18 protein-coding genes are annotated in these 20,289 nt (G+C 63.0%); 16 read left to right on the top strand and 2 right to left on the bottom strand.

What is annotated here, in order from left to right:
- Positions 1-406 precede the first annotated feature (406 nt).
- From M3I53_RS08505 to M3I53_RS08440, 14 genes are all read left to right on the top strand, one after another.
- Entirely contained in the window at positions 407-868 is a 462-nt protein-coding gene (locus M3I53_RS08505; protein WP_254315510.1) for a hypothetical protein, read from the top strand.
- Between the two features lie 62 nt (positions 869-930).
- Entirely contained in the window at positions 931-1,158 is a 228-nt protein-coding gene (locus tag M3I53_RS08500; RefSeq protein ID WP_254315509.1) for a hypothetical protein, read from the top strand.
- Between the two features lie 163 nt (positions 1,159-1,321).
- Positions 1,322-2,395, top strand: coding sequence for an efflux RND transporter periplasmic adaptor subunit (locus M3I53_RS08495; RefSeq protein WP_254315677.1), 1,074 nt, complete (start codon positions 1,322-1,324; stop codon positions 2,393-2,395).
- A complete protein-coding gene (locus M3I53_RS08490; protein ID WP_309249491.1) occupies positions 2,392-5,469 on the top strand; it encodes an efflux RND transporter permease subunit in 3,078 nt (1,025 codons plus the stop codon). Before M3I53_RS08495 ends, M3I53_RS08490 begins: the two co-directional genes overlap by 4 nt.
- A gap of 81 nt (positions 5,470-5,550) precedes the next feature.
- Positions 5,551-6,078 carry a Na+/H+ antiporter subunit E gene (locus tag M3I53_RS08485; RefSeq protein WP_254315507.1) on the top strand — a complete coding sequence of 176 codons (528 nt, stop codon included), beginning with the start codon at positions 5,551-5,553 and terminating at the stop codon, positions 6,076-6,078.
- Positions 6,071-6,355 carry a monovalent cation/H+ antiporter complex subunit F gene (locus tag M3I53_RS08480; RefSeq protein ID WP_069267111.1) on the top strand — a complete coding sequence of 95 codons (285 nt, stop codon included), beginning with the start codon at positions 6,071-6,073 and terminating at the stop codon, positions 6,353-6,355. Before M3I53_RS08485 ends, M3I53_RS08480 begins: the two co-directional genes overlap by 8 nt.
- Positions 6,352-6,645 carry a monovalent cation/H(+) antiporter subunit G gene (gene mnhG, locus M3I53_RS08475; protein WP_069267110.1) on the top strand — a complete coding sequence of 98 codons (294 nt, stop codon included), beginning with the start codon at positions 6,352-6,354 and terminating at the stop codon, positions 6,643-6,645. Before M3I53_RS08480 ends, mnhG begins: the two co-directional genes overlap by 4 nt.
- Positions 6,642-7,586 carry a hydrogenase subunit MbhD domain-containing protein gene (locus M3I53_RS08470; protein ID WP_254315506.1) on the top strand — a complete coding sequence of 315 codons (945 nt, stop codon included), beginning with the start codon at positions 6,642-6,644 and terminating at the stop codon, positions 7,584-7,586. The genes mnhG and M3I53_RS08470 overlap by 4 nt, the downstream gene beginning before the upstream one ends.
- Complete coding sequence (locus M3I53_RS08465) at positions 7,583-7,933, top strand: NADH-quinone oxidoreductase subunit K (protein WP_254315505.1); 351 nt, start codon at positions 7,583-7,585, stop codon at positions 7,931-7,933. The genes M3I53_RS08470 and M3I53_RS08465 overlap by 4 nt, the downstream gene beginning before the upstream one ends.
- Positions 7,930-9,444, top strand: a complete 1,515-nt coding sequence (locus tag M3I53_RS08460; protein WP_254315504.1) for a proton-conducting transporter membrane subunit — start codon at positions 7,930-7,932, stop codon at positions 9,442-9,444. Before M3I53_RS08465 ends, M3I53_RS08460 begins: the two co-directional genes overlap by 4 nt.
- Positions 9,441-11,081: a proton-conducting transporter membrane subunit gene (locus M3I53_RS08455; RefSeq protein WP_254315503.1), complete on the top strand. Its 1,641-nt coding sequence runs from the start codon at positions 9,441-9,443 to the stop codon at positions 11,079-11,081. Before M3I53_RS08460 ends, M3I53_RS08455 begins: the two co-directional genes overlap by 4 nt.
- Positions 11,082-11,151: 70 nt before the next feature.
- The gene (locus M3I53_RS08450) at positions 11,152-12,618 is read left to right on the top strand and encodes an efflux transporter outer membrane subunit (protein WP_254315502.1); all 1,467 of its coding nucleotides are present in this window, start codon (positions 11,152-11,154) and stop codon (positions 12,616-12,618) included.
- Positions 12,619-12,737: 119 nt separating this feature from the next.
- On the top strand, positions 12,738-14,309 hold the full coding sequence (locus tag M3I53_RS08445) for a carboxylesterase (RefSeq protein WP_254315501.1): 1,572 nt from the start codon (positions 12,738-12,740) through the stop codon (positions 14,307-14,309).
- 207 nt (positions 14,310-14,516) lie between these two features.
- Entirely contained in the window at positions 14,517-15,305 is a 789-nt protein-coding gene (locus M3I53_RS08440; protein WP_254315500.1) for a hypothetical protein, read from the top strand.
- Positions 15,306-15,403: 98 nt separating this feature from the next.
- On the opposite strand, the gene M3I53_RS08435 is transcribed toward M3I53_RS08440, so the two are convergent.
- On the bottom strand, positions 15,404-16,360 hold the full coding sequence (locus M3I53_RS08435) for a cation diffusion facilitator family transporter (protein WP_254315499.1): 957 nt from the start codon (positions 16,358-16,360) through the stop codon (positions 15,404-15,406).
- A 98-nt stretch (positions 16,361-16,458) separates the two neighbouring features.
- Positions 16,459-17,874, bottom strand: coding sequence for a basic amino acid/polyamine antiporter (locus M3I53_RS08430; RefSeq protein WP_254315498.1), 1,416 nt, complete (start codon positions 17,872-17,874; stop codon positions 16,459-16,461).
- A 292-nt stretch (positions 17,875-18,166) separates the two neighbouring features.
- Between M3I53_RS08430 and M3I53_RS08425 the strand changes: the two genes are divergently transcribed.
- Positions 18,167-18,628 (top strand): hypothetical protein, encoded by a 462-nt coding sequence (locus tag M3I53_RS08425; RefSeq protein ID WP_254315497.1) that lies wholly within the window; start codon positions 18,167-18,169, stop codon positions 18,626-18,628.
- Between the two features lie 89 nt (positions 18,629-18,717).
- Complete coding sequence (locus tag M3I53_RS08420; protein WP_254315496.1) at positions 18,718-20,142, top strand: basic amino acid/polyamine antiporter; 1,425 nt, start codon at positions 18,718-18,720, stop codon at positions 20,140-20,142.
- The last annotated feature ends 147 nt before the right edge of the window (positions 20,143-20,289 follow it).

Here is a 20,289-nt window from a genome sequence, read left to right as displayed (position 1 = left end):
CTGTTGATATCTGAGGCGTCAGTCGCTCCGCTTGCGCGACGAAAATGAGGGCGCAATCGGCGTCGCATTGCCTGGGCAATCGGCGTATTGCCGTTTCCAGGTGCCGGCTCAACTGCACCAGGCGTGGATTTGATCAGCACCGGTAAGAGACGTAAGCCAAAGCAGATGGATAAAAAATGCGCCCCACATTGAATCGCCGAACCATTTTCGAACGAATGCCACGTTGAATACGTCATGTGCGAATCGTATTCCATAATGTTCGACAGGTATTCGGAGGATGGATGGCAAAAGACAATTCTCCGGGTAGGTGTTGGCTGAATGTTCGCTAATGACTATGCGTCGAATCGTTAGCAAACAGGCCGAATGAATTAGCGAATCCGCAATGCGCCGCATTAGGGGAAATGTCATGCGATATCTCGCAGCAACGCTTCTTGGCTCCGTGGTCGCCTCGTTCGCGCTTTCCGGTTGCGAGGCGCCGACTTCGGGCTCTGTCTTCTCGCCGGCCCAGGCGCAGCAGGTGATGGTGGTCGAACTCGGTACGGTCGAATCCGTGCGGCCCGTCACGATCCAGCCTGGTCCAACGGGCATTGGCGCAATAACCGGCGGCGCGCTTGGCGGCATCGCGGCTGGCAGCAACATTGGGCGCGGCACGGGTGCCGTAGCGGCGGGCATCGGCGGCGCCGTGCTGGGTGGCGCGGCAGGCAATGCCGTCGAGCAGCGCGTCACGCAGCGGCAAGCCCTTGAAATCGTCGTGCGTCTGGATTCGGGGCAACTGATGTCGGTGGTCCAGGATGCGGATCAGCAGTTCGTTCCGGGCGACCGCGTGCGTGTGCTGCTCGGCAACAACTCGGTGCGCGTGACGCGATGAAGTGAACGCAGGTGTCGCTGATCTCTCGATAAAACGAAGTGTCGAACCACGCGAGGAAACCAATGGCGGATACCGACCAGAAGATGAGTCGCGTGGTAGTCGGGGGCATGGCGGACGCGGCCATGGTCGTGGCGTCGGCTGACATCTCGCTGGTTTATTTCCTCATTCTTCGCGGCGTGAAGCAGGCCGCGTTCATCAACACCATCGTGACGTTCGCCAACGTCATTCCGATCGTGGTGTTCATCGTCAGTCTGGAACGTCGCCTGGTGTCGTCGAGTTCCAGCGCTTGAATCGTGGTTGTTTTTGGATGGATGTACCGGCACGCCCGGCCGGGCTGCAACAGGGCGCGAAGCCATTTCAGGGTGGATACGGGCAACCTGTCCAAGGATCCAGAGGAATACGCCAGTGTTTGCGAATCATGCTGCAGGTCGAACGGTTTCGCGGCCTTTGGCCGTGACGCTGTGTGCGCTGTGTGTAACGGCGGCGAGCGGACTATTGGCGGGCTGCCGTAAGGGCGAAGAGGCGCAGGTGACGGAAGTGCGCCCGGTTCGCGTCGTCAGGATAGAAAAGCAGGAGGCCGGAGCGACCATCGCCTTGACCGGAAGATTGCAGGCGCAGGCCGAGATCAATCAATCGTTCCGTATCGACGGAAGAATGACGTCCCGCAACGTCGATGTCGGGGACCGTGTCAAGGCGGGCCAGGTACTGGCGCGGCTTGACCGGATGAACGAGGAAAGCAGCCTGCAGTCCGCGCGGGCACAGTTGGCCGCCGCGCAGGCACAAGCCCTGGAAGCGCGCACCATGTTCACCCGCATGCGCGATCTGCTTGCGGAGCATGCCGTGTCGCGTGCTTCGTTCGAACAGTCGGAAGCGATGGCAAAGATCACCCAGTCGCAAGTCGATTCGGCGCAGTCGTTGGTCAACATCGCGCAGAACCGGCTGAGCTATACCGACCTCGTTTCCGACGTAGCCGGCGTGGTGACGGCGCGTGGAGCGGAGCCGGGCGAGGTGGTTCCGGCTGGCCGCATGATCGTGCAGATCGCTCGCGAGGGCGCGGTGGATGCCGTATTCGATGTGCCCGCCGCGATCAAGGACGTCGCGCCGGCCAGTCCCGACATCGTCATCGCGCTTGCCAGCAACCCCGAGGTCACCGCCGTTGGTAAGGTGCGCGAAGTATCGCCCCGCGCCGATCCGGTGACCGGAACCTTTGCGGTCCGGGTTCAAGTTCTCAATCCGCCGGCGGCCATGCGCCTCGGCAGTACGGTCATCGGCCACATGACGCTCCCGCGCGCGGCGGCCATCGAAATTCCTTCGAGCGCCCTGATCCAGCCAGGAGGGAAGCCGGCGGTCTGGGTGGTCGATACGAAGACAGGGACGGTTTCGGCGCGTGAGGTCGAGCTTCAGGCGTATGGCGAGGACCGCGTTGAGGTGTCGCAAGGTCTCAACACAGGCGACGTGGTCGTGACTGCCGGCGTGCAGGCATTGCGGCCAGGACAAAAAATTAACTGGACCGAGGCAGCCAGGTGATTGGCCCGAATCTATCCGAGTGGGCGCTTTCGAAGCGCCCCCTGGTCATGTTCCTCATGATCGCTGCGCTGGTCGCGGGAACCCTGTCATTTTTGCGGTTGGGGCGCGCTGAAGATCCGGTCTTTACATTCCGCACCATGGTGGTGGCCGCTGCGTGGCCGGGGGCCACTGTCGACGACACGCTCTCGCAGGTGACCGAGCGGCTCGAACGCACGTTGCAGGAGACCCGTCACCTGGATCGCATACGCAGCTATACGACAGCGGGTCAGACGACAATCTTCGTCGATCTTCTGCAGTCCACGCCACCCTCCGAAGTCCAGGACGTCTGGTATCAGGTTCGCAAAAACGTGGACGATATGCGACAAACGCTCCCGGCGGGAACGCTCGGGCCGTTCTTCAACGACGACTTCGGCGACACCTACGGCATCATCTACGGCTTCACCGCCGACGGCTACAACATGCGCGAGTTGCGCGATCGCGTCGAGGCGATTCGCTCGCGCCTGCTGCTGGTGCCGGACGTGTCGAAGATCGAGGTCCTGGGCGCACAGGACGAACAGATCTACATCGAATTCTCGACCACCCGTCTGGCGGGCTTGCGTCTGGACTACCCGACCATCGTCGCCGCATTGAGAGCCCAAAATCTCATCAGGCCGACCGGCGTCCTGCAAACCGGGCAGGAGCGGGTGTTCTTCAGGGTGACGGGCGCCTTCGATTCCGAACGCGACATCGAGAATGTCAACCTCGTGCTGGGAGGGCGCATCGTGCGCCTCGGCGACATCGCCACCGTGAGACGCGGCTTCACCGACCCTCCACAGCCAATGTTCCGCGTCAACGGCAGGCCGGCCATCGGCCTCGCGATCGCCATGCGCGATTCGGGCGACATACTGGCGCTCGGTCGCAACCTGAAGGCCGAGATGGCTGACGCCACCGCGAACCTGCCAGCTGGCATCGAGCCGTTCCTGGTCGCCAATCAGTCAGATACCGTCGACGTGGCGATCAACGACTTCATGGCGTCGCTCTGGCAAGCGATCATCATCATCCTGGTGTGCAGCTTCGTGAGTTTGGGCATACGACCGGGGACGGTAGTGGCATTGTCTATCCCGCTGACGCTGGCGATTGTCTTCGGGATCATGGACGTCGTGCACATCGACCTGCACCGGGTCTCGCTGGGGGCGCTGATCATCGCGCTGACCCTGCTGGTCGACGACGCCATGACCACCGTCGACGCCATGATCAACCGTCTCGCCGCCGGTGACAGCAAGGATCAGGCGGCGACGTTCGCGTACCGTACGCTGGCCGCGCCAATGCTGATCGGCACGCTCGTGTCGATTTCCAGTTTCGTGCCGATTGGCTTCGCAAAAAGTTCGGCCGGCGAATATACGTTTTCTATTTTTGCGGTAGTCGCCATCGCGCTGCTCGCGTCGTGGTTCGGTGCGGTGATTTTCTCGCCGCTAGTCGGTGTCGCAATCCTGAAAGCGCCCAAGGCCGAAAAGGAGCCGCGCAAGCCCGGCAAGATGCTCATGGCCTATGACCGCTTCCTGCGCGGCGCGCTGCGGCTCAGGTGGTTGACGATTGCCGTCACGCTCGCGGCGTTCGTGCTGTCGATCTTCCTCGTCCGGTTCGTGCCGCGGCAGTTCTTTCCCGCCTCGGACCGGCCGGAGCTGACGGTGGATCTGACCTTGCGCCAGAACGCGTCCATCCACGCGACCGCGGACCAGGTCGCGCGACTCGAAGCCATTTTGAAAAGCGATCCCGATGTCGATCACTTCAGCAGCTATGTGGGCCGCGGCGCAGTGCGCTTTATTCTTACCCTCAATGTTCAGCTGCCTAATCCGTTTTTCGCACAGGTCATCGTGGTCGCGAAAAGTCTCGAGGCGCGGGACCGGCTGCAATTGAAACTGGAGAAGACACTGAGTGAACAGTTTCCGGGTATCGTCGCCCGCGTGTCGCCGCTGGAACTAGGACCGCCGGTGGGGTGGCCGCTGCAGTATCGCGTCTCGGGCCCCGATCCGGCGCAGGTGCGCAGGGCCGCACTCGATCTGGCCGGTATCGTGGGTTCCGACGAGCGAACGCGCCACATCAATTTCGACTGGATGGAGCCGGCCCGGCAGATCCGCATCCACATCAACCAGGATGAAGCGCGTCAGCTCGGCGTGAGTTCCGCCGCGCTGGCCGCCATCATGAACACCGTCATTACCGGAACGCCACTCACGCAGATACGCGACGACATCTACCTCGTCAACGTCGTGGCACGCGCGCAGGAAGAGCAGCCGCTGACGGTGCAGTCACTGAGTACGCTGCAGGTGCCCACGCCGAGCGGGCGCATGGTTCCACTCAGTCAGTTCGCGACGTTCACGGAGGAACAGGAGTCGCCGCTGATATGGCGGCGAAACCGCGTACCGACGCTCACGGTGCGCGCCGACGTGATGCATGGGGAGCTGCCCGACGAAGTCGTCGCAACGCTCGCTTCGAAGATCGATGCGTTCAACGCGAAGCTGCCCAAGGGTTACCACGTCGCGACTGGCGGCATCTTCGAGGAAAGCGCGATTTCGCAAGCCTCGGTATTTGCCGTGGTCCCGGTGATGATCGTGCTGATGCTGACGAGCATGATGCTGTTGCTGGTGAGCTTCAAGCGCCTGGCCATGGTGGTCTCGGTGATGCCACTGGGCCTGATCGGCGTGGTGCTCGCGCTGCTGGTTTTCAACCGGCCGCTTGGTTTCGTCGCCATTCTGGGCATTCTCGCGTTGATCGGCATGATCGCCAAGAACGGCCTGATCCTGATCGTGCAGATCGAGACTTTTCGACACGAGGGCATGGGCGTACTGGAGGCCGTTGTCGCTTCGGGCACATCGCGCATCCGGCCAATGATGTTGACCTCGATCTCGACCGTGCTTGGTCTGATCCCGATCGCGCCCACGGTGTTCTGGGGCGCCATGGCCTTCGCGATCATGGGCGGCTTGCTGGTGGCGACGCTGCTGACCCTCGTGTTCCTGCCGGCCCTGTACATGGTGATGTTTGGCAAGGAAGAGCGGCCGCCGTCGCGGTCTTCGGGGATGGCGAGCGGGGCGACCTGAGCCGCCGGGGCCTGACGCCATCCGGCAGACGCCCGCCGTTTTCGCGCTCGCTGGTTTTTCGATAGAGGAGGCGCATCTTCCATGAGCTCACCAACGCTTCGTGCTTTCCTGCTCGACTGGCGTTCGCACTGGCGCGTCGCGCTGACACGCGCGGTTTGCTTTCTCGCGCTATGGATCATCCTGATGCCGAGCGTGAAGCCGGCCGATCTCGTCTGCGGCCTGATCGCGACGCTCGTCGCGACGCAGATGAGCCTGCGTCTCCTGCCTCCCGTCGCGGGAAGGGTACGGCTCGGCGCCTTACTCGTATTCGTTCCGCATTTCCTCTTGCAGTCCCTGCTCGCGGGCATCGACGTGGCGCGCCGCGCGTTGGACCCGCGCCTGCCTTTGCGGCCCGGTATCGTGGTCTATCGTGTCGGTTTTCCGCCGGGAACGGCGCGCAATGGTTTCGCCATCATCACGAGCCTCTTGCCGGGGTCGCTGCCGGTAGATGAGACCGCGGACGGGCTCGTCTACCACTGCCTCGACACCTCGCAGCGGGTCGACGAACAACTGGCGGACGAAGAACGGCGCCTCGCGGGCGCGCTGGTCAGCGGTGAACGTCATGGCTGACGTGCTCATCGCCGTTTGCGCGCTGGTGCTGCTGATGGTGGCCGTAGGCCTTCTGTCGGTGCTGCGCGGGCCCACGCGCGCCGACCGCATGATGGCCGCGCAACTGTTCGGCACGGGAGGGATCGCGGCGTTGCTGCTGGTCGGCACGGCAAGCGGCGTCGAGGCTGTCGTGGATGTGGCGTTGACGCTCGCCGTGCTTGCGGCGTTCGCGTCGGTCGCCTTCGTCAAGGCCGATCGTCAGGCAGAAGGCGATATCGCGAAAGAGGACCGGAAATGAAAGCCGCAGCCGATATTTTCACGATCATTGCCATGCTGGCCGGCATTGTCTTCTTCGTGGCCGGTACAGTCGGGCTGTTGCGGTTCCCGGACACGTACACGCGGCTGCACGCGTTGACCAAGGCCGACAATCTAGGCCTTGGCATGGTGGTGCTGGGGCTGTTGCCACAGACCGGTCATATCGTGATCGCCCTCAAGCTGATCGTGGTCTGGCTGCTGGTGATGCTGACGTCGTCCGACGTGTCGCAACTCATCGCGCGCGCCGCGCGCCGGCAGGAGGAGCGTGCATGATCGCCGCCATCTCCGTCGGTATCGGCATCCTGTTGCTGGGGCTTGCGCTCTGGACGGTCGTCGTGCGCGATACGTTCGCCGCGGTCGCCGGATTCATTCCTTACGGCCTGCTGCTCACGCTGGCCTGGCTAGTGCTTCGTGCTGTCGACGTCGCGTTGACCGAAGCGGCCATCGGTGCGGGCCTGACCGGCGCGCTACTGATCCGCGCGGCGTCGCGGCTTGAGGTCACTGAAGCGGCGGCCCAGGCCGAAACGCCGGGCCTCGCGATGCGTGTCGCGGCAGGCGTGGCCGCCACGGCGGTCGCCGTCGTGATTGCCGTTAGCCTGTTGAGCCTGCCGGACCCCGCGCCGACGCTGGCGCCCGAGGTGGCGCGACACATCCGGGCGACTGGCGTCGGCAACCCGATCACAGCCGTCCTGCTGGCATTCCGCGCGATCGACACGCTGCTGGAAGCCATCGTGTTGCTGTTCGGCGTGGTCGGCGTCTGGTCGCTGGCGCCGGACCGCTGCTGGGGCGGCAGGCCGGGACTGGCGCAGGTGGTGAGTCCCAACGACATTCTGGTGTATCTCGCGCGTGTATTGCCGCCGATAGGCGTCGTGATCGGCATCTACATTTTCTGGGTCGGCGCCGATCATCCGGGTGGCAAATTTCAGGGCGCCACGGTGATTGCCGCCATGTGGCTGCTCGTCATGATGTCCGGTCTGCGCGATGCGCCGCCGGTCAGCCGGCGCTGGCTGCGCGCCGTGCTGATCCTCGGGCCGGCGGTGTTCATCGCGCTTGGCCTGCTCGGCGCCGTCGTGGCGGGAGCGTTTCTCGCGTACCCCGATGGCTGGGCGAAACTGTGGATCATCATCATTGAAGCCGCGCTTCTGCCTTCGCTTGCCGTGACCCTGGTCCTCCTGCTCGTCGGTCCACCGCAGCGGCCGGAGGTGAGCCCATGAACGTCTCGCAGTTGTTCGGCTTGACCGCCGCTGCCCTCGTGGGTCTCGGCCTCTATGGCCTGATCGTCAACCCGCAGCCCTTGCGCAAGGTGCTGGCCTTCAACCTCACGGGCAATGGCGTCTTTCTGGCTTGTGCCGTGATTGCGCATCGGGGAGCTGGCGCCGGCATGTCCGGCGACCCGGTGCCGCAGGCGCTATTGATCACGGCGATCGTCGTGTCATTCGCCGCTTCCGCGCTCGCAGTCGGACTCATGCTGCGCAGGTTCGCGGAAACAGGCTCGAATTCTCTGTCGTCGGACGGTGATGCGGCGTCGGACGGTGCCCGCGCCAATACGGAGGCGAGGTGACGACGCTGGCGCTCACGGGGCAATCGACGCCGGGCGGCCTGCTGCTGACGCTCGTCGTGTTGTTGCCTTTTGCCGGGATGCTGGCGGGGTTGGCGCTCGGCGGACGCCACGCGCAACGCGTGGCCTGGGTGACGATCGCCTTCGGTTTCGGCCTCGTGCTGGAGATTGCGGCGAGGCTGCTGGTCTCGGGCGACGCATTGCGCTATCTGCTGGGCGGCTGGGCGCCGCCGCTGGGCGTCATGCTCCGCGCCGACGGCCTCTCGGTGTGCATGATGCTGGTGGTTGCCGTGGTGGTGGGGGCGGTGGCGATTTACGCCAATGGCGACTTCGGCACACCGTCCGGCACGAACGAGGCACGCGCGCCGCTGGCGTTCTGGCTGTTGCTGCTGGCGGTATGGGGAGCGCTCAATCTGGTGTTTGTGAGCGCAGACATTTTCACGCTCTACGTCGCGCTCGAACTGCTGACTTTTGCGGGCGTTCCTCTCGTGTCCCTCGATGGCCGCGCCGAAACATTGCAGGCTGCGTTGCGTTATCTGTTGTACGCGCTGATCGGCTCGATGCTTTATTTGCTGGGGGTTTTTCTGCTCTATGGCGCCTATGGCACGCTGGACATTGCGCTGCTTGCCGCGAGGATCGGGGCGCAGCCGCTAGCCTGGGCCGCGTTGGCGTTGATGACGGCCGGCATGCTCGCCAAAACCGCGCTGTTTCCGCTGCATCTGTGGTTGCCGCCAGCGCACGCGGGCGCACCGGCCGCCGCGAGCGCGCTGCTGTCGGCATTGGTCATCAAGGGATCGTGGTTCGTGGTGCTGCGGTTGTGGGTCGACGTCTTCGCCGGCATCGCAACCGGATCCTGCTCGCAACTGCTTGCAGGCCTGGGGGCTCTCGCGATCCTCTTCGGCAATGTGGTGGCGCTGCGCCAGGTGCGGTTGAAGCTCTTGATCGCTTACTCGACGGTCGCCCAGATCGGCTATCTGTTCCTGCTGTTTCCGCTTGCTGTGCAGCACGAAAGTGCTCGAGCCGTCACGGGTGGCCTGTTGCAGGCCGTATCGCACGCGAGCGCAAAAGCGGCCATGTTCCTCGCGGCCGGTCTGATCTATAGCACGCTGGGGCATGACCGTCTGGCCGACCTGCGCGGCGCGGGGCGCGCCCTGCCCATGACGCTGACGGCTTTCGCGCTGGCCGGCGCCACGTTGATCGGCTTGCCGCCTTCCGGGGGCTTTCTGGCCAAGTGGCTGCTGATGTCGGCGGCATTCTCGACGGGGCAATGGTGGTGGGCGGTCGTGATGCTGGTCGGCGGACTGCTCACGAGCGTCTACGTTTTCATGGTGGTGATGCGCGCGATGGAGCCCGCTGCGCCCGGCTGGTCGCCGCAAAAGCAGGTGCCTCGTTACCAGCAGCTCGCCGTGCTTGGCCTCGCAACGTGTTCTTTCCTGCTTGGCCTCGCCGTGCTGCTGCCAGTCGACGTGGCCCAGATTGGCCGCACGGTGATGCCGCCAGCGGGGCTGCCATGAACGTCTCCCAAGCTCTGCTCGTCGCAGCCGTCGGGTTGCCATTGCTGATGCTGCTGCTCTGTGCGTCGGCGCCGGTTCGCAGGCGCCTGCCTGCATGGTTCGCTGTCGCTGCGCTGCCCGCGCTGGCCGCGGCCGTCGGCGCCAGCCAGAGCGAAACCCTGATGCTCGGCCACAGCCGGTTCGCCCTCGGTTTCGCGCTCGATACGCCAGGCGCGGTGTTGCTCGGCACGGCGGCGCTGTTATGGCTCTTCGCCGGAATCTATGCCGCACGATATGTACGCGGTCGCGAAGATATCGATGGGTTCGTCGTCTGCTGGCTCATGACCTTGACCGGCAGCGTGGGCGTGTTTCTGACGGCCGATCTGATTGGCTTCTATCTGATGCTGGCGGTGTTGAGTGTCGGCGCCAGCGGGCTGGTGCTCCAGGGCGAGAGGCCCGAAGCGCGATACGCGGGCGCGCTTTATCTTGGTGTTGCATTACTGGCCGAGGCTTTCGTGCTGGGAGGATTGGTCCTGCTCGCACAGGCCACGCCTGGTGGCAGCCTGCTGATTCGCGATGCGGCTGCAGCGTTGCCGGGCTCGCCCTGGCGCAACGCCACGCTCCTATTGCTCCTGGTTGGCCTCGGCATGAAGGCCGGAATGGTGCCGCTGCATTTCTGGATGCCGCACGCCTATCGCGCGGCGCCCGTTCCTGCGGCGGCGGTGCTCAGCGGCGCGGTGGTCAAGGCCAGCGTAATCGCATTGGTTCGTTTTCTGCCATTTACTTTCAACGACGCATGGCCGCACTTTGGCATCCCTTTCGCGGCGCTGGGCATGGTCGGCGCGTTCTACGGCGTGGCGATCGGTATCACACAGGCCCAGCCGAAAGTCGTGCTCGCGTACTCGAGCGTCAGCCAGATGGGCTTCCTGATGGCCGTGATCGGCATGGGGCTAGCCGCAGGCGACCCCGCTACCGTCGTGGCAGCCGCTTACTATGCCGCGCACCATCTGCTCGTCAAAGGCACTTTGTTTCTGGCCGTGGGCGTGGTCGCGTTGACGGGTGCCGGATCGTTGCGACGGGTGCTGCTGCCCACGGCGGTCATCGCGCTTGGACTGGGCGGATTGCCGTTGACGGGCGGCGCACTGGCCAAGTACGCGGCCAAGGACCTGCTGGGCGGCGATCTGGCTGGGTCGTTGGCTGCGGCGTCTTCAGCCGCGACCACGTTGCTGATGCTTCATTTCGTGCGCTGTCTGGGTGCAGTGGTCACCACCGATTCCAACGCGCGCGCTCCGGGGCCGTTCAGGGGGGCGTGGCTGGCAATGGTCGTGGTCTCGCTCGCCGTTCCGTGGGTGTTGTATCTGCGTATCCCGGCAGGCTCGCTACCCGAGGCCCTGGCTCCCGCGGCGCTGTGGTCGGCACTCTGGCCGGTACTCGTTGGCGCGGCGCTCGCGATTGGCTGGAATCGATGGGGTAAGACGGTGCCGTCCGTGCCTGTGGGAGATGTAAGCGGCCTCCTGCGCGGACTGCGACGAGCCAGCACGTGGGCCGCACGAATCGCTGTGTCTACGGATGCGTTCGTGCGCGGATGGGCTGTCTCCTGTCTGACGCTGTTGCTCGCGGCGCTGCTGTTCGGCGGCCTGCTCGCGGTGGCGGCATGATGTGTGTGGCGCAACCGACCGCACCGCCTGCGCACGCGGGACGCGGTCGCAGCACAACCTGGAGTACGTCATGAGAACGCTGACGCGTGCTGCGATATTTGCCGCCGCTACCAGTTGCCTGGCCGGCTGCACTAGCGTGGGGCCCGACTACAGTCGCCCCGAGGTGGCGGTGCCCGCAACGTGGCGGGTCGATTTGCCCGAGGCTGAAGAAGTCGTGGACACGGCGTGGTGGGAGCAATTCGACGATCCGGTGTTGAACGACCTGATTCAAACCGCCCTGCAGGGCAATCTGGACGTGCGTATCGCAGCGGCGCGTATCGACCAGTTCATCGGCTTGTTGCGCGCTGCGCGCTCGCAGGGTCTCCCGCAGATCGGCTATGGCGCCAACGTGAGCCGCAACCGGACCAGCGAGGTCGGGATGCCACCGCTGTCCCCCTTGCTCGATCCCGTATTCAATCTTTATCAGGGCATGCTGTCCGCTTCCTGGCAAATCGACCTGTTCGGCCGGGTAAGACGCCTGACCGAAGCCGCGCAGGCGCAGGTCTATGCCAGCGAACAGGCCCAGCGGGGCGTCGTACTTTCGCTGGTGACAGGCGTGGCGACCAGCTACATCACGCTGCGCGGGCTCGACCGGCAACTCGAAATCGCACGGGCCACGGCGAGTAACTTCGGCGAAACATTACGCATATTCGAGTTGCGCTATCGCGACGGGCTGGTTTCCCAGACGGAGCTTTCCCAGGTGCGCTCGCAGTACAAGCTGGCTCAATCCGCCATACCGGCCATCAAACAGCAGATCGCCATCGTGGAAAACGGCATCTCCATTCTGCTGGGACGTAATCCCGGGCCCATTGTGCGAGGCAAGTCGGTGAGCGAGCTGGTGCTTCCTGTCATTCCGGCGGATCTGCCTTCGACACTGCTCGAGCGGCGGCCCGATATTTTGCAGGCCGAACAGAATCTGGTCGCGGCCAATGCGAATGTCGGCGCCACGCGTGCGCTTTACTATCCCACCCTCTCGCTGACGGGGGCGCTGGGTTCGGTCAGTGCCGCGTTCGGCGACTTCCTTTCCGGGCCCGCGTCGCTCTGGACGGTCGCAGCAGGTCTGACCGGGCCGATCTTCACGTCGGGTGCGATTGCTGGCCAGGTGCAGTCAGCCGAGGCACAAAAGCGCCAGGCCGAACTGGCCTACAGGCAGACGGTGCTGGGCGCGTTCAACGACACCAATAATGCGCTCGTCAGCTCACAAATGACCATTGAGCAGACCGCGCTTCAGCAGCAGCGCGTCGATGCTTTGCGCGAATATGCGAGGTTCTCGCGGCTCAAGTTCGAAGACGGGTTGATCGGCTATCTCGAAGTGCTGATCTCCGAAAACGACCTGTTCTCCGCCGAGCTTGCCCTCGCCAACTTGCAGGCCTCGCGCTACAACCAGGTGATCAGCGTGTATCAGGCCATCGGCGGTGGCTGGGTGGATATCGCCGATTCGCATACGCCCGTGTCCCTGAGCGCCGACCGCAAGGGCAATCCCTCGCAGGGCAGGTGACACAGTCTTTAAAGACATAGGACCAGGCTACGCATCACGAAGCATCCGGTCGAATTGATACGCAGCAGAAGAAGTTCAAGGTCACTCTGTGTTTTGAAGTTGCTTCCAAGAGAAAACCCATGCTACGCACGTCGCTGAAGGTAATAACACTATGCGTGTCGATTCTGGTCGTGCTCGCGTTACTCGCACTGGGTTTGCGGGCATGGTCTTCGCTGCGCGGCCCGGAACTATCTGTCTGGCACACCTACGTGCCGCGGGAGATGACCGTCGAAGAAATAGACGCCGGCGACTGGAGTGCGTACATGCGGGAGGAGTCGCGGCTTTTCGAGGATGTGCGCGTCAACGTCGTCGAAAAGATCGACGCATCCGGGCGTGTCCCGTCGAACCGATACTACGAAGGCTCACCGATCTATCCGGAGCACTTCGCTCAGGACTGGAACCGCTCGTACATACTGGAACCTCCCGGACCGCCGGTTGGAGCGGTGGTGCTGCTGCATGGCATGACGGACTCGCCCTACAGTTTGCGGCACATCGCGCGCAACTATCGTGACCGGGGCTTTGTCGCGATCGCCATCCGTTTGCCTGGACACGGTACCGTGCCTGCGGGACTGACCAATGTCACATGGCAGGAATGGGCCGCAGCAACGCGACTCGCGGTTCGCGAAGCGCGCCGGCGCGTGGGCCCGGACAAGCCGCTCGAACTGATAGGCTTCTCGAACGGCGGCGCGCTTGCCCTGCAATATGCAATGGACGCCATCGAGAACCCCGCGCTCACGCGTCCCACCCGGCTCGTGCTCATTTCGCCGATGATCGGAGTCACTCGTTACGCGCGGTTTGCGGGCCTCGTGGGACTACCCGCGATGTTGCCCGCGTTCGCGCGGGCCGCCTGGCTCGGCATCGTGCCGGAATTCAACCCCTTCAAATACAACTCGTTCCCGGTGAACGCAGCGCGTCAGTCCTGGCTGCTTACTAGCGCCATCCAGGAGCAGATGGCGAGGCTAGAGCGTGAGAATCGGTTGAATTCGCTTCCTCCCGTGCTGACGTTCCAGTCGGTGACCGATTTCACGGTCAGCACCCCTGCTGTCATGTCGTCGTTGTATGACAAGCTTCCCGCGAACGGCAGTGAGATCGTGTTGTTCGATGTGAACCGCAGCGTGAGTTTCAGAACCTTCCTGCGCGTCGCGTCCTATTCGGCGCTCACACGTCTGCTGCGCATGGGGCCGCAGAACTATCGCACCACGGTCATTGCCAACGCCTCACAGGATTCGGCTCATACGGTCGAACGCAGTGTCGATGCCGGCAGTGTGGCAACTCACGTTCGTCCTTTGGACATTGACTATCCTCCAGATATTTTTTCGTTATCGCATGTTGCGATTCCATTTCCCGTGACGGACGCACTCTACGGCATCGAGCCGGGCGACGACGAGAACTTCAATGTCAACCTTGGTACGCTCGCGCCGCGCGGAGAACGCGGCACGTTGATTCTGACGCTCGACTCGATGTTCCGGATTGCATCGAATCCGTTCTTCCCGTATCTCCTGCAACGCGTCGACGAGGGCATCGGCAAGATGCCTCCTCCAGTTGTCGATTCACCGAGGCGCACTCATGAGACCGCTGCCGGGAAGCCGGAGGATCCCGCAGAAGCGTTGAGGGAACTGGAGCGGGCCGGAGATGATTACGACGAGCCGTAAGCCCACGGCTGCAACAGCAACTCGACTGGAAGAATCGACAGCATCCAGACACCGGGTCGGCCGACCTTGTTACTGAGCCCGGTTTGTCCGATGATACGGGCAGGGTGCGCAAGCTCGCATGGGCCCGCCGCGGCCACCTGCCGGCCAGATGTACCTGTGCAGCACCAGCGCCTGTTGAGTGTTACGTCATACCCGGAGACGAGCACCGTGAACATTACCCGATTGCTGCTTGGCAGCATCATGCTTTTCGTGGTGGGTACGGTGTTGCAGCTGGTATGGCCGCTGGCGCAGGCGGCGTCGTATCACCACTTCGCGGACCAACGCGCGCTGGGCTTGATACCGCATGCCGCGGACGTGCTGTCGAATCTCGTCATCCTGGCGGCGGGGATCGCCTGCCTCAGTTGGGTGAAACGAAATGCGTCGCGGCAGCCGCCTAAATTCCCCTGCATGGTAGTCGCCGGATTCGGGCTCGTGCTAACCGCAATCGGGTCGGCCTACTATCACTGGGCGCCTTCCGACGCGACGCTCGTCTGGGATCGCCTGCCGATGACGATCGTCTTCGCCGGCATACTGGCGATGCTCTGGACGTCGAACACCGGGCAGCGCGTAGGCTGGGTGCCGTTGCTAATCCTGGTTGCCGTATCGCTAGGCACGATCGAGTACTGGCTCGCACTCAACAGCTTGTGGCCGTACGCGATCCTGCAGTTCGGCGGGCTCATGTTCATCGTCGGCTTGACGCTCACACGCAAGGTGGACAGCGTATTCGGCTGGACGATGGTGATCGTTTTCTACGGGCTGGCCAAGATCTTTGAGAGCCTTGACTGGCAGGTATGGGAACTCACTCGCCATGTGATCGCGGGGCATGCGCTGAAGCACGTATCGAGCGGCCTGGCCGGTGCCGCCCTGATTCTGGTGGCGAACGCCGTACCACGCTTTGCAGTCGGCCCGGTTCCACCGCAGCCGGGAGCGATCGACCATTCCCGGTCGCCGCGCTGACGTGTTCGGATTACAAAGTTTCCGATGGCCGCCAGGAAGGAGCCGGACACGCCGCTGGAATACTCGCCCTCTTCGAGCGCGCTCTGGTGAGGCGCGCGTTATCCAGGCTGGCGTCCGTCTTCCCAGCGCGGGTCCGCGGTAATCTGCACAATGAGCCGGCTTTCCAGCGGATTCGCGCGGAGCGTTTCCCAGATGCGTTCGCGCAATTCGTCCTGCGAGGCGAGATCGCTTAGCGTGGAGGTTGCGCCGACGAGCACGCTGACTTCGACAAAATTGCGCCGGCCCGCCTGGATGACGTGTGTGTGTGAGCGCAGAATGCCAAGTTCGCGTTCGAGCTTCGAAAGCGCCATCTCGATCTCCGAACGCGGATTGTTCTCTTCGGGGCTCATGTGCAGCAATTCGGCAAAGCTCGTGCTCACAATCTTCACTGGCGCAAAGAGAAATATCAGTGAGAGCCCCGCGGTCATTGCACTGTCGACATAGCGCGCCCATAAATAGTGGAAGCTTTCGGGCAATATCGAATACACGAAAAAGCCGAGCAGTGTGGCTGCGCTGAACGAGAATTTCATGATCCATTTCCAGCCGTCGGTTTTGAGCAGCTTGGAATTGATCTGCGCGGCCGCGCGCTTTTTATAGATCACCATGGCAAAGCTAATCACGCAACTCGCGGCGCTGATCAGCATGACGCCTTGCGCATTCACCACGTGGCCGCCCGAACGTATCCCCTCAATCCCGTTCACGAAGCCATATACGCAAACGAGCAGCATCATGAGCCCGTTTATGCCATTCACGAGCGGCTCGAGGAACCAATACCCATATTCAAAGCGAGTCGTCGCGGGCCGGCTCACCACGGTGGCCACGAGCAATCCAAGCGCGGAGCTCACGAGATTGAGCAGATAGAAAATGGCGGTGAGCAGCAGCGTGTCGGATTGCACGAGGAAGCCATAGCCGACGTTGGCCGCGAAACCGAGGCACACGACGTAAATGGAAACCTTCATCGTGCGCTGCTCGACCGCTGCGAGCCGCGCCTTGCGGAGCGCGTAGCTGATAGGCATGGTTCCTCGCTGTCGAACTTTGGAACGTTTGGATGGCGGCGGTGAAGCGAAACGCAGTCACGAGGCCGATGGATGCGGGCAGGCGCAGTGGCGCGCGGCTAACGCCATGCGGAGGTGCTCAGCCCGACGATCGCGACGAGCCCGCCGCCCATCACGACGAGAAACGCGCACCACTCGGGCCGGGAAAATAGCGCCTCGCCACGCTCGCGCCGCGCCCACATGTACAGCAGGCTGCCGGGCCCATAGAGCAGCGCGGACATGACCAGCAGTTCCAGCCCGCAAGCGTAAAGCAGGAACAGTGTATAAATCGTGGCGATGCCCGCTGTGGCATAGCGCAGCGTGCGCGTTCGCGCGCTCATGGCCGATTGCGGCAGGGCGCGGATGGCCTTGAGGCCGAAGGTCGCCACGAAAAAATAGGGGATGAGCGCCATGGCGCTCGTGAGGCGCAGCATGAGCGAGAAGGCGTCAGTGGACCAGTAGGTGCTGACGACGAAGGCCTGTACCACGCCGCTCGTGAGCCAGATCGCGGCGGTGGGAAGCTGCCGGGCGTTGCGGCGCGCGAAGACGGCTGGCATGGCGTCCGCTTTCGCGCTCGCATATAGCACTTCCGCGCAGATCAGCGACCACGCGAGGTAGGCGCCCAGAACGGAGACGATGAGCGCACCGCCGATGAACACCACGCCCGGCGAGCCGATTACGGCGCCAAGCACCGACGCCATCGAAGGTTGCCGCATGACGGCGATATCCACGCGCGGGAGATGCGCATAGGGCAGCAGCGTCACGAGCACGAGCAGCAACAGCACGAAGGCGAAGCCGAGTATCGTGGCGGTGCCCACGTCCGAGCGCTTTTTCGCGTAGCGCGAATAGACGCTTGCGCCTTCAATGCCGAGAAACACGAATACCGTCACGAGCATGGTCCCTTTGACCTGCGGGGCAAGCCCCCGAGCGCTTTCCGCGAGATTGTCCGTGAACGGCTCCGCACTCGCATAGACGCTCAAAATGCCGATAAAAACGAAAATGGGCAGAATCTTGACGACAGTAAGAATCGCATTGATGAGCGTGGCCTGCTGAATGCCGCGCAACAACATCCAGTGAAATGCCCATATGCCGACGGACGAAACGGCAATGGCAATCGGTGTATTGCCGTTTCCAAACGCCGGCACGAATGCGCCGAGCGTGGATTTGATCAGCACCCAATAAGAGACATTGCCGAAGCAACCGGCCATCCAGTAGCCGAACGCGGAGAGAAAGCCGGCGTAGCCGCCGAAGCCGTCACGTGCATAAGCAAAGATGCCGGAGTCGAGGTCGGGCCGGATTTCGGCGAGAAGCTGGAAGACGCGGGCCAGCATATACATGCCGCCTCCCGCAATGCACCATGAGATGACGGCGGCCATCGGGCCCGCTTCGAGCGCGAAGTTGCGCGGCAGCGAATAGATGCCGGCGCCGACCATGGAGCCCACGACCATGCCCGTCAGGACCGGCAGCGACAATTTCTGGTCATCCGTCGATTTCATGTGCGAGCCTTTTTCTGATCTTTGACCGGGCGTAATGCGAGCGCGGGAAATCGCGGATAAAAAATGCGCGCCACATGGAATTGCTGAACTATTCTCGAACGAATGTCACGTTGAATACATCATGTGAGAATCGTATTCCATAATGTTCGTCAGGTGTCCGGAGGATGGAAAGCAAAAGGAGAATTACCGGGAACGTATAGGTTGAATGTTCGCTAATGACCCATGTGTAATCGTTAGCAAACAGGTCGAATGAATTAGCGAATCCGCAATGCGCCGCATTAGGGGGAATCTCATGCGATATCTCGCAGCAACACTTCTTGGCTCCGCAGTTGCTTCGCTCGCGCTTTCCGGCTGTGAGGCGCCGACTTCGGGCTCTGTCTTCACGCCGGCCCAGGCGCAGCAGGTGTTCGTGGTCGAACTCGGTGCGGTCGAATCCGTTCGGCCCGTCACTATCCAGCCGGGCCCAACGGGCATCGGCGCGATCACCGGTGGCGCGCTTGGCGGCATCGCGGCTGGCAGCAACATCGGGCGCGGCACCGGCGCTGTTGCAGCGGGCATCGGCGGCGCCGTGCTGGGTGGCGCGGCAGGCAATGCCGTGGAGCAGCGCGTCACGCAGCGGCAAGGCCTTGAAATCGTCGTGCGTCTGGATTCGGGACAACTGATATCGGTGGTCCAGGATTCGGATCAGCAATTCGTCCCCGGTGATCGTGTGCGTGTGCTGATGGGCAACAACTCGGTGCGCGTGACGCGGTGACCCGGCAGGCGCCCGAAGCCTGAACGGCGGCGCAGCGGTGCGCCGGCCGCCCGATAAAGCGCAGTTCCAAACAAAAAGCGAGGAAACCGATGGCCGATACCGAGCAGAAGATGAGTCGCGTGCAGTTGACCGCGATGGTAGTCGGGGGCATGGTGGGCGCCGGGATCTTTTCTCTGCCGCGAACCTTCGCCAATGCAACGGGGCCGGTCGGCGCGGCGATTGCGTGGCTCGTGGCGGGCGTGGGCATGTACACGCTCGCACGCGTGTTTCAGGCGCTCGCGGAGCGCAAGCCGAATCTCGACGCCGGTGTGTTCGTCTATGCCAAAGAGGGCTTTGGCGATTACCCCGGCTTCCTCTCGGCGTTCGGTTACTGGATCGGCAGTTGCATCGGCAACGTTTCGTACTGGGTGCTGATCAAGTCCACGCTGGGCGCGTTCTTCCCGATTTTCGGCGACGGCAACACGGTCACGGCCATCGTCGTCGCTTCGATCGGCATCTGGCTGTTTCACTTTCTCATTCTGCGCGGCGTGAAGCAGGCCGCGTTCATCAACACCATCGTGACCTTCGCCAAGGTCATTCCGATCGTGGTGTTTATCGTCATCCTCCTGTTCGTCTTCAAATACGGGACCTTCCACCTGAACATCCAGTCCGCGGCGCAAGAGGGCGGCCTCATCCAGCAGATTCGCGCGACGATGTTCGTGACCGTGTTCGTGTTCATCGGCATCGAAGGGGCGAGCGTGTATTCGCGCTATGCGAAGGAGCGCACGGACGTGGGTCGTGCAACGATCTTCGGCTTCGCCGGCGTGACCACGCTCATGGTGCTCGTTTCCATGCTGCCGTTCGCCGTGCTGCCGCGCGCGGACGTGGCGGGCATGCGCCAGCCCTCCATGGCGGCCGTGCTCGAAAGCGTGGTCGGTCCGTGGGGCGGGATTTTCGTGAGCATCGGGCTGATCGTTTCCGTGCTCGGCGCGTATCTGGCATGGTCGCTCATCTGCGCCGAGGTGATGTTCGCGGCGGCGCGCAATCAGGACATGCCGGCCGTGTTCGCGCGCGAAAACGCCAACAACGTGCCGGCCAATGCGCTCTGGATCACCAACATCGTCGTGCAGTTGCTGGTCGCGAGCACGTATTTTTCGCGCGACGCGTTCTCGCTGATGCTCAATCTCACGAGCTCGATGTCGTTGATTCCCTATCTGTTCGTCGCCGCCTACGGGTTCATGGTCTCGAACCGCGGCGAGAGCTACGAAGTGCGCCCCGAAGAGCGCAAGCGCGATCTCGCGCTGGCCACGGTCGCCATGATCTACACGCTGTTCATGATTGTTGCCGGCGGTCTCAAGTTCATCCTGCTGTCGGCGATTCTTTACGCGCCCGGCACGGTGCTGTATTTCCTCGCACGGCGCGAGCGCAAGCTGAAGGTTTTCCAGCGTACGAGCGACTGGGTCATTTTCATCGTGGCGGCCGTAGCGGCCATCGTAGGCGTCGTTGCGCTTGCCACAGGCACCATGGCGGTCTAACGAGAACGAGCGGAGATCGATATGTCCAAGGCGAAGGGCGGTGGCAAGAGTGACAAGGGCGCAAAGGCAGAGAAGGTCGAGAAGGTAGAAAAGGCGGAGAAAGCCGCAAAGGGCGGCAAGACGAAGGCGAAGGACGAGCGCCCGCTC

It is taken from the genome of Paraburkholderia sp. CNPSo 3272, assembly GCF_024206495.1.
Classification (GTDB): Bacteria; Pseudomonadota; Gammaproteobacteria; order Burkholderiales; family Burkholderiaceae; genus Paraburkholderia.
The sequence above is the reverse complement of the archived record's forward strand: the minus strand, read 5'-3'. Positions and strand labels throughout refer to the sequence as shown.

What these genes read in the sequence shown, in the direction of transcription:
- M3I53_RS08450 (WP_254315502.1), top strand. Translation starts at nt 11,152, where the DNA reads ATGAGAACGCTGACGCGTGCTGCGATATTTGCCGCCGCTACCAGTTGC.
- M3I53_RS08420 (WP_254315496.1), top strand. Translation starts at nt 18,718, where the DNA reads ATGGCCGATACCGAGCAGAAGATGAGTCGCGTGCAGTTGACCGCGATG.
- M3I53_RS08455 (WP_254315503.1), top strand. Translation starts at nt 9,441, where the DNA reads ATGAACGTCTCCCAAGCTCTGCTCGTCGCAGCCGTCGGGTTGCCATTG.
- M3I53_RS08470 (WP_254315506.1), top strand. Translation starts at nt 6,642, where the DNA reads ATGATCGCCGCCATCTCCGTCGGTATCGGCATCCTGTTGCTGGGGCTT.
- M3I53_RS08435 (WP_254315499.1), bottom strand. Translation starts at nt 16,360, where the DNA reads ATGCCTATCAGCTACGCGCTCCGCAAGGCGCGGCTCGCAGCGGTCGAG.
- M3I53_RS08465 (WP_254315505.1), top strand. Translation starts at nt 7,583, where the DNA reads ATGAACGTCTCGCAGTTGTTCGGCTTGACCGCCGCTGCCCTCGTGGGT.
- M3I53_RS08480 (WP_069267111.1), top strand. Translation starts at nt 6,071, where the DNA reads ATGGCTGACGTGCTCATCGCCGTTTGCGCGCTGGTGCTGCTGATGGTG.
- M3I53_RS08445 (WP_254315501.1), top strand. Translation starts at nt 12,738, where the DNA reads ATGCTACGCACGTCGCTGAAGGTAATAACACTATGCGTGTCGATTCTG.
- M3I53_RS08430 (WP_254315498.1), bottom strand. Translation starts at nt 17,874, where the DNA reads ATGAAATCGACGGATGACCAGAAATTGTCGCTGCCGGTCCTGACGGGC.
- mnhG (WP_069267110.1), top strand. Translation starts at nt 6,352, where the DNA reads ATGAAAGCCGCAGCCGATATTTTCACGATCATTGCCATGCTGGCCGGC.
- M3I53_RS08500 (WP_254315509.1), top strand. Translation starts at nt 931, where the DNA reads ATGGCGGATACCGACCAGAAGATGAGTCGCGTGGTAGTCGGGGGCATG.
- M3I53_RS08505 (WP_254315510.1), top strand. Translation starts at nt 407, where the DNA reads ATGCGATATCTCGCAGCAACGCTTCTTGGCTCCGTGGTCGCCTCGTTC.
- M3I53_RS08485 (WP_254315507.1), top strand. Translation starts at nt 5,551, where the DNA reads ATGAGCTCACCAACGCTTCGTGCTTTCCTGCTCGACTGGCGTTCGCAC.
- M3I53_RS08425 (WP_254315497.1), top strand. Translation starts at nt 18,167, where the DNA reads ATGCGATATCTCGCAGCAACACTTCTTGGCTCCGCAGTTGCTTCGCTC.